This is a genomic window from Spirosoma sp. KUDC1026, from assembly GCF_013375035.1.
Lineage (GTDB): Bacteria > Bacteroidota > Bacteroidia > Cytophagales > Spirosomataceae > Spirosoma.
Genome location: NZ_CP056032.1, coordinates 4,260,688 through 4,274,452, shown reverse-complemented (window position 1 = coordinate 4,274,452; position 13,765 = coordinate 4,260,688). Strand labels below are relative to the sequence as shown.

Annotated in this window: 13 protein-coding genes; 7 read left to right on the top strand and 6 right to left on the bottom strand. The window is 52.7% G+C overall.

The annotated features are described in order from the left end of the window. Positions 1–115 precede the first annotated feature (115 nt). Positions 116–2,320, bottom strand: coding sequence for an ATP-binding protein (locus tag HU175_RS17870; RefSeq protein ID WP_228724197.1), 2,205 nt, complete (start codon positions 2,318–2,320; stop codon positions 116–118). A gap of 474 nt (positions 2,321–2,794) precedes the next feature. Here HU175_RS17870 and HU175_RS17865 point away from each other — a divergent pair, with 474 nt between their 5' ends. Both HU175_RS17865 and HU175_RS17860 read left to right on the top strand, forming a co-directional pair. Further along, complete coding sequence (locus HU175_RS17865; RefSeq protein WP_176567881.1) at positions 2,795–3,181, top strand: hypothetical protein; 387 nt, start codon at positions 2,795–2,797, stop codon at positions 3,179–3,181. 80 nt (positions 3,182–3,261) lie between these two features. Continuing rightward, positions 3,262–3,699, top strand: a complete 438-nt coding sequence (locus HU175_RS17860) for a response regulator (RefSeq protein WP_176567880.1) — start codon at positions 3,262–3,264, stop codon at positions 3,697–3,699. A gap of 24 nt (positions 3,700–3,723) precedes the next feature. Here HU175_RS17860 and HU175_RS17855 read toward each other — a convergent pair whose 3' ends face one another. Further along, a complete protein-coding gene (locus HU175_RS17855; protein WP_176567879.1) occupies positions 3,724–3,924 on the bottom strand; it encodes a hypothetical protein in 201 nt (66 codons plus the stop codon). 374 nt (positions 3,925–4,298) lie between these two features. Here HU175_RS17855 and tam point away from each other — a divergent pair, with 374 nt between their 5' ends. The 3 genes from tam to HU175_RS17840 all read left to right on the top strand — a co-directional run bounded on the left by tam (position 4,299) and on the right by HU175_RS17840 (position 6,915). Continuing rightward, the gene (tam, locus tag HU175_RS17850; protein ID WP_176567878.1) at positions 4,299–5,066 is read left to right on the top strand and encodes a trans-aconitate 2-methyltransferase; all 768 of its coding nucleotides are present in this window, start codon (positions 4,299–4,301) and stop codon (positions 5,064–5,066) included. A gap of 73 nt (positions 5,067–5,139) precedes the next feature. Beyond that, positions 5,140–5,724 (top strand): DedA family protein, encoded by a 585-nt coding sequence (locus HU175_RS17845; protein WP_176567877.1) that lies wholly within the window; start codon positions 5,140–5,142, stop codon positions 5,722–5,724. Between the two features lie 357 nt (positions 5,725–6,081). After that, positions 6,082–6,915 carry an SGNH/GDSL hydrolase family protein gene (locus tag HU175_RS17840; RefSeq protein ID WP_176567876.1) on the top strand — a complete coding sequence of 278 codons (834 nt, stop codon included), beginning with the start codon at positions 6,082–6,084 and terminating at the stop codon, positions 6,913–6,915. Between the two features lie 95 nt (positions 6,916–7,010). Here the strand turns inward: HU175_RS17840 and HU175_RS17835 are convergent, their stop codons facing one another. After that, positions 7,011–7,211 (bottom strand): hypothetical protein, encoded by a 201-nt coding sequence (locus HU175_RS17835; protein WP_176567875.1) that lies wholly within the window; start codon positions 7,209–7,211, stop codon positions 7,011–7,013. Positions 7,212–7,770: 559 nt separating this feature from the next. Here HU175_RS17835 and HU175_RS17830 point away from each other — a divergent pair. Next, positions 7,771–8,394 carry a DJ-1/PfpI family protein gene (locus HU175_RS17830; protein ID WP_176567874.1) on the top strand — a complete coding sequence of 208 codons (624 nt, stop codon included), beginning with the start codon at positions 7,771–7,773 and terminating at the stop codon, positions 8,392–8,394. A gap of 6 nt (positions 8,395–8,400) precedes the next feature. Here the strand turns inward: HU175_RS17830 and HU175_RS17825 are convergent, their stop codons facing one another. Continuing rightward, positions 8,401–8,823, bottom strand: coding sequence for a BLUF domain-containing protein (locus HU175_RS17825; protein ID WP_176567873.1), 423 nt, complete (start codon positions 8,821–8,823; stop codon positions 8,401–8,403). A gap of 101 nt (positions 8,824–8,924) precedes the next feature. Continuing rightward, positions 8,925–9,749, bottom strand: a complete 825-nt coding sequence (locus HU175_RS17820; RefSeq protein ID WP_176567872.1) for a DUF2490 domain-containing protein — start codon at positions 9,747–9,749, stop codon at positions 8,925–8,927. Positions 9,750–9,923: 174 nt separating this feature from the next. Between HU175_RS17820 and HU175_RS17815 the strand changes: the two genes are divergently transcribed. After that, complete coding sequence (locus tag HU175_RS17815) at positions 9,924–10,325, top strand: Dabb family protein (RefSeq protein WP_176567871.1); 402 nt, start codon at positions 9,924–9,926, stop codon at positions 10,323–10,325. A 140-nt stretch (positions 10,326–10,465) separates the two neighbouring features. Here the strand turns inward: HU175_RS17815 and HU175_RS17810 are convergent, their stop codons facing one another. Continuing rightward, complete coding sequence (locus tag HU175_RS17810; protein ID WP_176567870.1) at positions 10,466–13,600, bottom strand: efflux RND transporter permease subunit; 3,135 nt, start codon at positions 13,598–13,600, stop codon at positions 10,466–10,468. Positions 13,601–13,765: the final 165 nt, after the last annotated feature.

Below are 13,765 nucleotides of genomic sequence, written 5' to 3'. Positions count from 1 at the left end.
GAAGGCTATATCTGGCTTCGGGGTAACTACATAAAATTCTTATAAGAAGCGGTTTCGGTTGCCGATACGCCTGCCAGTCTGTTATTGCTCGTAGTAGAAAGGGGCTTGCCCCTTTCTACACCGGCAGGTAAATGCTGAATGTAGCGCCCTGGCCGGGTTGACTGGTAGCCGTGATAGCCCCACCATGATTGGTAACCACTTTCTCACAAATCGACAGACCGATGCCGGTTCCGTCGAACTGCTTCCGGCCGTGTAGTCGCTGGAACACCTGGAAGATGCGGTCCAGGTACTTCTCGTCGAAGCCAATGCCGTTATCCGTTACGTCGATTTGATAATAGGCGGGCGTCTGCCGGGTCGGTTTTATGGAAGGGGGCAGCTTCGTCGCCAGAACCAGTTCCGAACGTACCATAATCTGGGGCACCACATCCTCCCGGCGAAACTTCAGCGCATTGCTGAGTAAGTTCTGAAAGAGCTGCCCCAGTTGCGACGCATCGCCCGAAACGGTTGGCAGGCTGCTCACGCTGACCTGCGCTTCACGCTCGTTGATCGGCAGTTCCAGGTCTATCAATACACTCGCAACGATGTCATTCAGGGACGTTGGCGCACTGGTATCGCGCCGGGTAGAAATTCTGGAGAAAGTCAGCAGGTCTTTGATCAGCGTTGACATCCGGCTGGCAGCCAGCTGCATTCGTTCCAGGTAATCGATCCCATCGCCCAGATAAGGACCATACTGAGTATGTAGCAGATCGCCAAATTGCTGAATCTTGCGCAGCGGCTCCTGGAGATCATGGCTCGCTACGTAGGCAAAGGTCTGCAGATTCTCGTTCGAGCGAATCAGCAGACTGTTCGCTTCTTCGAGTTTCTGGTTGATAGCGGCATACTGCTCATTGTTGGCCGTTAACTCCGCGTTGGCCGACGCAAGCTCTTCCGTCCGCTGCTGCACCTGCAAATCCAGTTCCTGGGAAAGCTGGCGGTAGCGCGTTTCGCTCTCTTCTACCTGCTGGCGCGCCAGTACCTGAGTCGTTACTTCGATAGCCGTTACGACTACCCCGCTGGGTAAACCTGACGTGTCTATAAATGGGGTGTAGATGTAGTGAAAATAGCCGGTATAAGGCTGTCCGAACCGAACCAGGCTGATTTGTTCTTCCGGCTGGTGATACATGGTTCCTGTATTCAGTACGTGTCGTAAGCGCTCCAGCAGGGGGGTAGGCTGCAGCTCCGGAACGGCCTCCATAAGGGGTTTGCCGATAATCGTACGATCACGGCCCAGCATCTGCAGCATGCCTTCGTTGATCGTCTGAACAGTCATGTCTTCCCCCAGCAGTACCAGATTGGCAACGGGTGAACTCTGAAACAGGTTACGGGCAAAGGCTTCACTGGCTTCCAGCTGCTGGCGGGAAATCACCTGCTCCGTTACGTCAACAGCCATCGCCATGACGGCATACACGTCATCGTCTGCATTCCGGAGTGGCGTGTAGGTAAAATCAAAATAAAAGGTGTTTAGCTGCCCGTTGGCCTGCAGATCGGCGCGGGCTCCCTTGGCTTCGTAAGGAATGCCGGTGGTAAATACCTCAGCCAGAATAGTCAGAAACGGCTGACTGGCCAGCTCCGGGACGGCCTCGACCAACGGTTTGCCAAGTACGTTTTTACCCTGCTCCCAGAAGGCAAGCATCGGGTCATTGGCTACTTCAATGACCATGTCTGGGCCGACAAACAAACAGGTGGCCACCGGCGCTTTTTCAATCAGGGAGCGGAAGCGGGTTTCGCTCTCCGAAAGCGCTGTACGTACCTGCTGCTGCTGAATGGCTTCGGTTTGCAGGCGTTGGTTCGCTTTTCGGAGGGAGAGGAGGCTGACGACTTGCCTGGCCAGCGTTTTGAGGGCTGATAATTGCCCGGTGTCCAACTGCCTGACCTGGCTATCGATGACACAGAGCGACCCCAGCGCGAACCCATCGTCGTCGACCAGGGGCATACCGGCATAAAAAACGATATGAGGATCACCGGTAACCAGCGGATTTTCGGCAAAACGTTTATCCAGCCGGGCGTCTTCGACAATCAGGGACGTATTGGGATCAATGAGATTATGAGCACAGAACGAAAACTCGCGGGGCGTTTCTGCGATCGCCAGACCCTGTCTGGATTTGAACCACTGGCGGTCTGTATCAATCAGGCTGATCAGCGAAATCGGGGTCTGGCAGATCTGGGCGGCTAATTGAGTAATGGCGTCGTAATCGGATTCGGGCAGCGAATCCAGAATATGGTAGCTTTTCAGCGCATCAACTCGTTTGTCATCATCTGGCAACGAGGGAACTGTATTCATGGCTCAATAAATAATGGGCAAAATACGGGCAGAAACAGACAGGAAATCAGCTAAGCGGGAAATAAACACGTTTTGACCTATGGATCGCCCCCTCATTCTACGGACGGATCTACCAAAAAAGACTGGCTGAAACGGCTACTGCTGAATGTTCCCGGCGGTTTGCCTGCCAACTGATAGTTTAAACCGCTTCGCTGCTAACAAGTTTACGAAGGGGGGAACATAAACTTCCGATGAGTCTTATTGCTTGCTGCGGTATCAGACTACGTAAGAAATAATTCTGTTTGTTTGCTTTCAGGTGGCTTAAGATTGATAAGCGCTAAAACACGGCTCAAGCGAGGGAATAAGCAGGTTTAACCAAACCAAAGCGGGCGGGCGCTTGAAGACAGAGCCGCCGGGAAATTGAAATTCGGGCTATTAAAAAAGCATTTAAAGTCTATAAACGTTATCTAGTTATACTGCTTACCAACTAGTATCGTGGAGACAAAACATATCGTAATGATTGATGATGACGAAGAAGACTTCATGCTGCTTCAGATAGCCTTTCAGCAATATGCACCTGAGGTTAAATTGAACTGGTTCGAATCAGCTGATGCGTTTCTGGGCTCTCACATCTGGGAACAGCAACCCATTCATTTATTCGTGTTTGATTTGATGGTGGACGAAAACGAGCCCCATTGGCAGGCTACGCTTCGCCGGCAGGTAGGGTGCGAAGCGGTGCCTATGGTTATTCATTCGGGGAGCGAAGCACCCGGCGACCGGGAGACGATGATCGACGAAGGGGCCGTCGATTTTCTGGTGAAAGCCGCAACCGTAGATGCAACCAGGCAGACCGTGGGGCGTATGCTGGCCTATATGGCTTAAGCGGTTTGACGGCCGATCTGCTTTGGTGTTGAATGGTCAGGTGATTAATTTTGTTAATTAATCAAATCTCTTTTTCAACAATGTCACTGAACGGTCCTATTCTCTGCATTGACGACGATGACGACGATCAATATCTAATCCGTCAGGCCTTAACGCAACTGGCTCTTCCCAATCAGATTATATCGCTTACCGACGGCCAGCAGGCACTGGACTTTTTGCTAGCTACCCAGGAGCGGCCATTCCTGATTCTCTGTGATATCAATATGCCGCTGCTGAACGGGCTGGAGTTACGTCGGAAAGTGAATGCCAGCGACTACCTGCGTAAGAAGTCAATTCCGTTCGTCTTCTTGACGACCACCGCCAGCGAATATTCCGTTGAGGAAGCGTACAGAGAGTCGGTGCAGGGCTTTTACCAAAAAGCTACGACCTACGAAGCGTTACAGCGACAGATAAGATTAATTGTCGAATACTGGCAAAGCTGCCTTCATCCTAACCGGCGGTTGTGGAGCGGCCAGTGAGGAAAATGACGGGTAACGGAAGTGTCAGCGCCTGACAGGTGTTGCTGCGTTCCAGGTATCAATTCGCTGGCGAGCCAGAAGCAGATAGGCCGCCTGCGTTTCTTCACTTAGTTCCGTCCATCTGGGAGAGGGCTGGCAATTACGATAGGCATCGTCGCGCAGAATGAGCCGGGCAACGAAATACACTTCATTTTCGTATGTTGACTGGTTTGCTGGTTCACGCATATCGGTCAAAAAGATGTCCAAGGATAGACTACTAACTTGATCGATATAGTTTAGGCAAAAATCAAGCCTTTATCATGTTTCTGAAGCGATTTTTCTCGTAAACGGTTACAAATAATGGCATTATCGAAAGATTAAATGCCTGAATAGTTACATAAATCCGCGAAATCAGCCGGGTTTTAGCTCGGTTTTTCGTTAAAGCAGTGTCATTTTACAAAAAGGCAGTCGCGCAGATTTACTCGTTTAAATACGGCTGCCGGACCCGCGCCAATGAAGCCGCCAATGATCAGGGGCGTCTTTGCCTTGTCAATTACAGCTCCACACATTTTATGCCTATTCGGGTTATCGAGTAGACACTACGTAAAATTTTGATCGCTATGAGTTGGTCTGCCGGGCAGTACCGCAAGTTTGAAACGGAACGGAACCGCCCTATACACGATTTACTGGGCCGGATTCCGGCGGGGAACGTATGTACGGCGGTCGACATCGGCTGTGGACCGGGTAACTCAACGGAACTGCTGCGCAACCGCTTCCCGGAGGCCGCCGTTTCCGGCATGGATAGCTCGCCCGACATGATCGATGCCGCGCGTAAACGCCTGCCTACGGTTCAGTTTGACGTAGCCAATATTGGTACCTGGACGGGCAATGGCCCTTTCGATCTCATTTTTGCCAATGCTGCCCTGCAGTGGGTGCCCGACCATGAGTCGCTTTTTCCCCGCCTGCTCCAGCAACTGACGCCGGGCGGGAGCCTGGCGGTGCAGATGCCGGACAATGCCGATGAACCTGCACACCGGCTCATGCGGGAAATTGCGGACAGAGGAGCGTGGGCGGAGAAGCTGGCCCCGGCAAAACATCGCCTGGAACGTAAGGGAGCCGATTGGTACTACAAGCTGCTGGTCGACAGGGTCAGCGAACTGGACATCTGGCGAACGACGTATTACCATCCACTGGCGGGCGGAGCGGCCGCAGTAGTGGAATGGTTTAAAGGAACGGGCCTGCGCCCCTATCTGGACCCGCTTTCTCAAGAGGAACAGCATGCTTTCCTGGAACAGTATCAGCAGGAAATCGCGCTGGCCTACCCGGCTCTTGCTGACGGAACTGTTCTGCTGCCTTTTCCCCGTCTGTTTATTGTGGCGGTACTGTAGCAGAAGCCAATCGATTCTAACATCAACGCGGTAAGTCAGGTTATTGCTGATAGCTACCAGCCTTCATGCGACTATGTCTGTTGAGTCACTATTAATTACGTATGGCTATCCCCTCCTGTTTGTAGGCGTTCTGCTGGAGGGAGAGACGTTCCTGATTCTGGCGGCTTATCTGGCGCACCGGGGCTACCTGAATCAGACGGGTATCATTGCCATTGGGGCGCTGGCTACGTTCCTGATGGTACAGGCCCTGTTTCATGCCGGCCATCGGTACGGTCCGCGGGTATTGGCCCGGCGTCCAAAATGGGAGCCCCGTATCAATCGGGTTCAGCAATTACTGCATCGCTACGGGGCTGGTCTGGTTGTTGGCTTTCGCTTCCTGTTTGGTCTTCGAACCATTATCCCGCTAACCGTTGGGATGGTTCACTACCCGGTTTTGCGCTTTACGGTACTAAACGCTGTTGGCGCGCTGCTGTGGACGGCCATTATTGTTGTTGCCGGGAACAGCATCGCGCAGCTTATTGAAACGCTGGTAGAAGATTTGCGCCAGCATGAGTGGTTAATTGTTGTGCTGCTGGCGGTGGCGGGGGCTATCTATGGTATTTTTCACCTGTACAAACAGCCAAAGCTGACCAGCGAACCGCTCCCGACAAGGGAGTGAACAGCACCCTGAAGCGCAAGAGACGTGCTGGAGGTAACCAGAGAAATTCCTGCCCGTTTAGCGTAACCGTCGGCTTGCCGGGCAACCCAGAGGCCGACAGGTTGGTGCCTTCCTTCGGGGTTACCGAAACGGTTCAGATCTGGTTGATTGACCGAACAGCAGAAAGTGAAAAGAAAAAGGGGCAGCGGGAAATGAAGTAGATCGGGGCAGAACGTACCATTCTATACGAGAAAAGGAAAAATCAGGGAGTAGCAACCGTTAGATCCGCTGATTTAACGGAGACTTTGATACATAGAAAATTGCCCTCTTTTCCTCCCTGTCAACAAGTCAAGATTACGTCGATAATTTACTGCAGGTATGCGTTACGCCAGAAACGGATTTTTTCTGATCGTGCTGATTTTTTTGTCTGGGGCGACCAGACCTCCGGTCCGCACCTGGGTAGCTATCGGAGATTCCATTACGTACCTGAACGACCACCCGGACGAAACCGACCATCGGATTACGAAAGGCTACATGACCCGGGTAGCAGAGAAGTTACCCAGCCTTCACTACGTCAACCAGGGCCACAATGGCTGGACCGCCGGTCGGATTGCCCGGCAGATCGATACGCTGGGGCTCGTTAAAGCGGATATTTATTCAATTTTTCTTGGCACGAACGACTGGTGGGCCGGGCGACCGCTGGGCCGTTTTGCGGACTATGCGCAGAAGACCGGCAACAACACCGTGTACGGCTCATTCCGGATCATCATCGACAAACTTCGGGCACTCAACCCGCAGGCCCGGATTCTGCTGATAACGCCCATGCAACGGGTGGATTTTGTGTACCTGTTTAATTTTCAGAATAACGCTTTCGGTTCATATAAGCCCAAAAACGGCCAGACCCTGGAGTCGTTTGCCGTCGCCATTGATTCCATCGGCCAATATGAGCACCTCGATGTGCTGGACCTCTACCACACGTCCGGTCTGGAGATGAAGAAACTCGTGAACTATAAACGGCTGAAAGATCCGCAGACGGGTGCGTATCGCGACTACCCATACCCGGCATTTATCGACATCCCGTTTGATCCCAAAGCCGATGCGTATCCCTATCCGGTTGGCGCCATCGCAAAAACCTACGACGGGCTGCACCCCTCCGACAAGGGGTATGCCCTCATCAGCCGGAAACTGGTCAAATTGCTGAAACGGTATTGAGTTGTCAGGCAGAAAGCCGGCTGTGCTGGAAAGACAAATGGAATCCGGGTCGGCGTTGGCCAACAATCCGGATAAACCAATACGTGATGGAGTAACTAAATCGGCTCAATCGCCAGCCGGACCAGCCGGTTAGCCTCGTTCCAGTAGAGGGCAATCAATCCGTCAGAGCGTTCGGCCAGGAAGGTGAACCCGTTTGCTTCGGCATATTGCCGACGGGCAGTCAGACAATCGACTCCCGCCCGGTAAGGAATTACGATCTGTTTGATGCCCTGAACAATGCCCGGGGGCCAACTCATTAAACTAACTTGATATTTCATGGGTGCGGTAAACATCAGGAGGTGGATATGGTCGATGGTGGTATAAGCAGAACACCGACAGTTACTTACTTATATAGATTTCTTTTTGGGGGAAACCGTTGCAATGGCTCCCAAAAATATACCGTTTTGGTAAATAATTCAGGATGAAATGTGAATTGGATGACGTCAATAAAAAAGGCCCGGTACGTAATGTGCCGGGCCTTGCGAATTATAAATAAGGGGGTGTGTAAAGAAAGCGGAAGGCCGCTAGTGCATGGCACAAAACTAGGATTTACTAAGAGCACGCACCTTTCTGTATAGGACAACTTTGTTCGAGTTTAGGACATTTTTTGTCATTCTTACGGTGATGAGGAGAGTTATTTTGTGTAAAATATAACTTTTTAACTATTGAATAGAGTTATTTTAATATGAAGTTTTGTTGCAAGCAACACGGATAACTATATCAATAAGCAGTTGCCAGACCAATCAGAAAGGAGCTGGTTAGGCCGATATAGGTCAAATTATAACTAAGTTTGGGCTGCTATCGAGCCCGCAACCCATGACACGTACCGTCGCGATATTACTCTTTAACGAAGTTGAAGTACTGGACTTTGCCGGACCGTTCGAGGTGTTTGGCGTAACCGGTAGGCAGGCAGGGCAAACGCGCTTTTCGGAGCCGCCTTTCCGCGTGATCACAGTAGCAGAACGGGGGCCTGTATACGCCCGAAATGGTCTGTGCATAACGCCAACTTATTTACTCGATGATCATCCCCAGGCCGATGTGCTGGTTGTGCCGGGTGGGGGAGGTATTCAGAGCGACGGGACGCCCTACGGTTCCCGGCGCGAAATGAATAACCCAGCGGTACTGGCCTGGGTAAAGCGGCAGGCCGAACGGACGGAAATAGTTCTGTCGGTTTGTACCGGCTCTTTTATTCTAGGGAAAGCAGGCCTGCTCGACGGCTTGGCGGCCACGACGCATTATATGGCTGTTGACGGCATGCGCCGGGCAGCTCCCCAAACCGAACTACGCCCCGCCGAACGATGGGTTGACAACGGCAAGGTGATTACCTCGGCCGGCATATCAGCAGGTATTGATGCATCGCTGTACGTAGTGGGCAAACTGCAAGGGATGGAAGAGGCTACTGAAACCGCCCGCTATATGCAGTACGACTACTGGCAGTAGCTAAAGTTAGTTGTAACGATTGCTGTCGTAGAAGACCTTGATCGTTTTAAGAATGATGTGGTCATTAGCCGGAGAAAATGACTCGTCGGGTGTATCCAGGTTAACCGTACGTTTGACCTCTTCCAACTGGCGGGTAGTAATGGTTTCGTAACCCATGTTCCAGTGCGCAAACAGGCGCTGGGAAATGGGGCGGCTGAAAACGCGCACGACGTTGTGATGGCGCGGATCGTTCTCGATCCGCTGATACAATGATTCGACAGTTGCTTTCTCGCCTTCGAGCACCTGAATAATACTTCCCCGCACGTAGAGCATGACGCCCGTAACGCCAATCTGGCTGTTATTCTGTCGGCTTTGCTGAAGGATATTCGTCAGATCTTCTTCCTGGAACTGCTTTACTGAGGAACTGAAATAGACGATACAATGATCCATATAAAACTTAACTACTGTAATATGTACCTTAATTATAGGATAACGGTTGCATATACGCCAGTAGTACGTTCAGTATTTACGGATGATAAACTAAAAACTGATCAATCGGGCTGCGAAGGCAGTTTTTCGGTGCCGGAGCTCGATCTCAACCGGTACAGTAAGGTCAGAACGACGTTATTTTTACCCGTTGCCGAACGGGGCGTAAAGACACCCTGCTCGAACGTGGCGGCATCGTAATTGGTCTGGTTCACCCAGCCCGCCTGCACTACCCAATGCTTGTCGACCTGGTAGCCAACTCCGCCAAAAATCCGGTTCCGCTCGAAGGTAGGACCGATGGGGTTGAGGAAAATCTCATCGTAGACCGATAAAAAAACGGTTCGGTCGGTTATCGTCCGGTTGTTGAGCGGCACGAACATATTTAACCGGTAGCGGATGCGGCTGCGGTAGGGTGTCGAGCCATCGCGGAAGGTAAACCAGCGCTGCTCGACCCGGTAGCGATGTTCAAACTTCAGGCGGGTTAGGTACTGGTTGACAATGAGTTGTTCCCATAGCCGACGTTCCGTGTTGAGTGGCTTCGTCGAGAGGTCTCTGAAATCGTAGGTAGCGTAGCGGCCACCAGCGACGGTCAGGGTGAAGTTGCGATCCAGATCGTAGCTGACACCACCCTTAAGCTCATTGTAGAAAAACTGCCGACCCAGGGCATTACTACGTCCCTGAGCTTCGACAAAGCCACCCCATTTTTTAGGTCCACCGGGTAGTTGAACGGTGCCAATCAGCCAGGTTCCCCAGGGGGCTGCGGGGGTGAGCGATGTCTGCGCCGATGCGCTGGAAAATGAAAGAACACAGGAAGCAGCTAACAAAATAGCCACCAATCGAAAACGAATCACCAGGTTATTTTTAGTACGGTTCGCAAAGGTAGGCCGCATGAAGCGTTCGTAAACAGATGGATCGGGATGTTAACAATTAGATAATATTCGATCCGAATAGGCAGGAACTAATCCCCGAATTTGACGAACTCAGAATCCCTGCTCATTTTTGTCTGCTTACTGGCCAAAATGCCAGCCCAGAAGAAAAACTAAACTCATTTCCAAATCAGTCGAATGAAAGAACAAACGAGACGCGCGTTCGTAAAAGGCAGCGTAGCCGCCGGTTTAGGAACCGCACTGCCCGAAACCACCATAGCTCCCAAAGAGATGTTTGTCCACCACGTTTTTTTCTACCTGAAAAACAAAGGCAATGCTGCCGATAAAGCCAAACTGCTCGAGGGCCTGAATATGCTGGCCAAGGTGCCTAACATCAAAATGGTACATATCGGTACGCCCGCCGGCACTACCCGCGAGGTGATCGAGAAAACCTACGATTTCTCGTGGCTGTGTTTCTTCGACAGCCCGGCCGAGGAGGAAGCTTATCAGAAACACCCCATCCACGACGATTTCCGGAACAACTACTCGTCGCTTTGGGAGAAGGTTGTGATCTATGACTCGGTAGGGCCGAAGCGGTAAAAAAAAGAGGTGCTGGTCAACTGACCGGCACCTCTTCGACTTAACCAACCTAATTAACAGTACGTGGGCCGGAAGCAGGAGCTGCCTGAGGTACCTACGTACTGTTAAGCCTTATCACTAGCTCATTCCGCCGGTCGCGGCTAAGCCGTAGCGACTTCCAGAGCTGGCTGCTGGGGGCCACCCTTCACCGACTGTTTCTTGTTGAACATTCGGTAAATGATTGGAAAAACGAGCAGCGTTAGGATCGTAGCCGTTATCAGACCGCCAATCACAACAATCGCCAGCGGTTTCTGCGTTTCGGAGCCAATCCCGGTAGAGATCGCGGCCGGGAACAGGCCAATGGCTGCCATCAGGGCTGTCATGACCACCGGCCGGATACGCGACCGAACGCCTTCCCGAATGGCTTCGTCCAGCGGCATTCGTTCCTTCCGGTTATTGTTGAAGACCGACACCAGGATAACGCCGTTCTGCACGCAGATGCCGAACAGGGCGATAAAACCGACCCCGGCCGAAATCCCAAAGTTCATGCCCGTAATATGCAGTGCCAGAATCCCGCCGATGAGCGCGAACGGTACATTCAGCAGGACCAGTCCGGCGTCTTTGGCGTTGCCGAACGTAATGAACAGGATGACGAAGATGGCTGCCAGGCTGATGGGAACAACCTGACCCAGCTGACCCGTCGCCCGGACCTGGTTCTCGAACTCACCCACCCACTCGACGGAGTACCCCTTTGCTGGTTTCAGCTTCTCGTTCACCCGTTGCTGCGCTTCGGCGATGGTACTACCCAGGTCACGACCCCGTACCGAGAATTTTACCCCGATAAACCGCTGGTTCAGATCGCGGTAGATAAAGGCCGGACCCGTTACCTGTTTAATGGTGGCAATCTCCTTTAGCGGAATTTTGCCGCCGTTCATCGTTGGCACCATCAGGCGCATGATATCATCGTCGGTCTGCCGGTATTCGGGCTGGAACCGGACGCGAATGTCAAACTTGCGTTCGCCTTCGTACAGAATCGACGCGGTTTTGCCCCCAATCGCCATCTCGATAACAGCCTGGGCGTCGGCGGTCGTTACACCATAGATCGCCATTTTGTGGTCGTGCAGCAGGATGCTCATTTCTGGCTGACCCACGTTCCGGATAATACCCAGATCCTTGATACCGTCCACGTTTTTGACGGCGTCCATGGCCTGATTGGCGTATTTCTCCAGTTCGTACACGTCCGGCCCGAAAATCTTGATCCCATTACTGGCTTTGTAACCCGCCACCGCTTCTGCTACGTTGTCGATGATAGGCTGGGAGTAGTTGTAGAGCACCCCGGCGTAATTACGCAGCTTGGTGTCCATCTCGTCGGTGAGTTGCTCGGAGGTGATTTTACGCGTCCACTCGTCTTTGGGCTTTAAGTCAACCTGAAACTGACAGAAGTAGAAGCCGTTGGGATCGGTACCGTCGTTGGAACGGCCCACCTGAGACAGGACCTGGTCGACCTCCGGGAAGGTCTGCAGATCGCGCCGGATGCTTTTGGCCATATCGACGCTTTCGGGCAGCGACATACTCATGGGCAGTTCAGCCGTGACCCAGAGTGCCCCTTCGTTCAGCTGCGGCAGGAACTCGGTTCCCAGCAGCGTCGACGAGAAGAACGTAGCACCCATGAAGCCAATGGCGGCAACCAGACTCAGCCGACGGTTGCGGTAGCACCAGCCGAAGCCCGCCATAACGATACGGTCGAAGAAGTTGACGATGGGGTTATTTTTCTCCCGCACGTTTTTCTTCAGCAGGATCGAGCAGAGCACCGGCACCAGCGTCAGCGTAAAGAGCAGGGCCCCCAATAGCGCAAAACCCAGTGTCCAGGCCAGGGGCGAGAACATTTTGCCTTCCACTTTCTGGAACGAGAAAATAGGCAGCAGGGCCGTAATGATAATTAACTTGGAGAAGAAGACGGCCTTACCCAGTTCACCCCCCGTTTTCCGGATCAGGCCCAGCTTGGCGAGCTGGTTGAACTTCTGCATGCCCACCTTGTGGGCTTTATGGTCCAGGGTCACGAATATCCCCTCGACCATCACGACCGCCCCGTCAATAATGATCCCGAAGTCGACGGCCCCCATCGACAACAGGTTCGCCGACATGCCGCGCAGTTTCAGACACATGAACGCAAACAGCAGCGCCAGCGGAATGATGATGGACACGATCAGCGTGGTGCGCCAGTCGGTCATGAACAGGAAGACGATTACCGTCACCAGGACGATACCTTCGGTCAGGTTATGCAGTACCGTATGCGTGCAGAACTCGATCAGGTTATCCCGGTCGTAGAAGGTAACCATTTTCACATCTGACGGTAGAATCCGTTCGTTCAGTTCGCCGATTTTTGCCTTCACCCGCTCCAGCACCTCACTGGGGTTTTCACCTTTCCGCATCACAACGATCCCTTCCACGACATCATCGTTGGCACCCAGTCCGACCTGTCCTACGCGGGGCAGGTTTGACTCGGTCACGTCGGCAACGTCCTTCACCAGGACCGGATTGCCACCAATGATCTCGATCATGATGTTGCCAATGTCCTGAATGGACGTGAGCAGCCCAACCCCACGCACGACGTATGCCTGACCGTTCCGTTCTATAACATCGCCCCCTACGTTGATATTACTCCGGGTAACCGCCTGGTACACTTCCAGGGGCGTAATATCATATTTGGTGAGTTGCGTCGGGTTTACCCGCAGCTCGTACATTTTGTCGCGACCACCGAAGGCCACTACGTCGGCCACGCCCGGCACGCTACGTAGTTGCCGATCGATGACCCAGTTTTGCAGCGTCAGCAGCTCGCGGCTGTCGCGGTCTTTGCTTTCGAGCGTATAGCGAAAAATCTCGCCCGTTGGGCCGTAAGGCGGCTGAACTTCCGGGTCGACCCCCTCGGGTAAGGATACGTTGCGCAGGAGGTTGTTTACCTGCTGCCGGGCGAAGAAGTCATCGACGCCGTCGTCAAAAATCACCTTCAGTACCGACAGGCCGAACATGGTTGTGGAGCGGACATTGGTTTTCCGCTGCACCGAGTTCATGGCGACCTCGATGGGTACCGTCACGAACCGCTCGACTTCTTCAGCCGAGCGACCGTTCCATTCCGTCACGACGATAATCTGCGTGTTCGTTACGTCGGGGAAAGCCTCAAGGGGCGTATTGAGGTAACTGACGATACCTGCAATGACTAGCCCCAGCGTCATGAAAAAGATAAAGAAGCGGTTCCTGAGCGAGAAGCCGACAATCTTATTGATGAGTTTATTCATAAAAGAGGGGAGGAAAGGAAGCAGGAGAACGGTCCGTCGTGCGGGAGAGACGAAAGAGTATAGGGACAGCAACTTCCACCCCTTCATCTATCCCGCTACGACGAACCGCTCCCCGTATTCCTTTTTTACTGGTTAAAGAGAGCAGGGAAGAGAGAACGGCCGTCG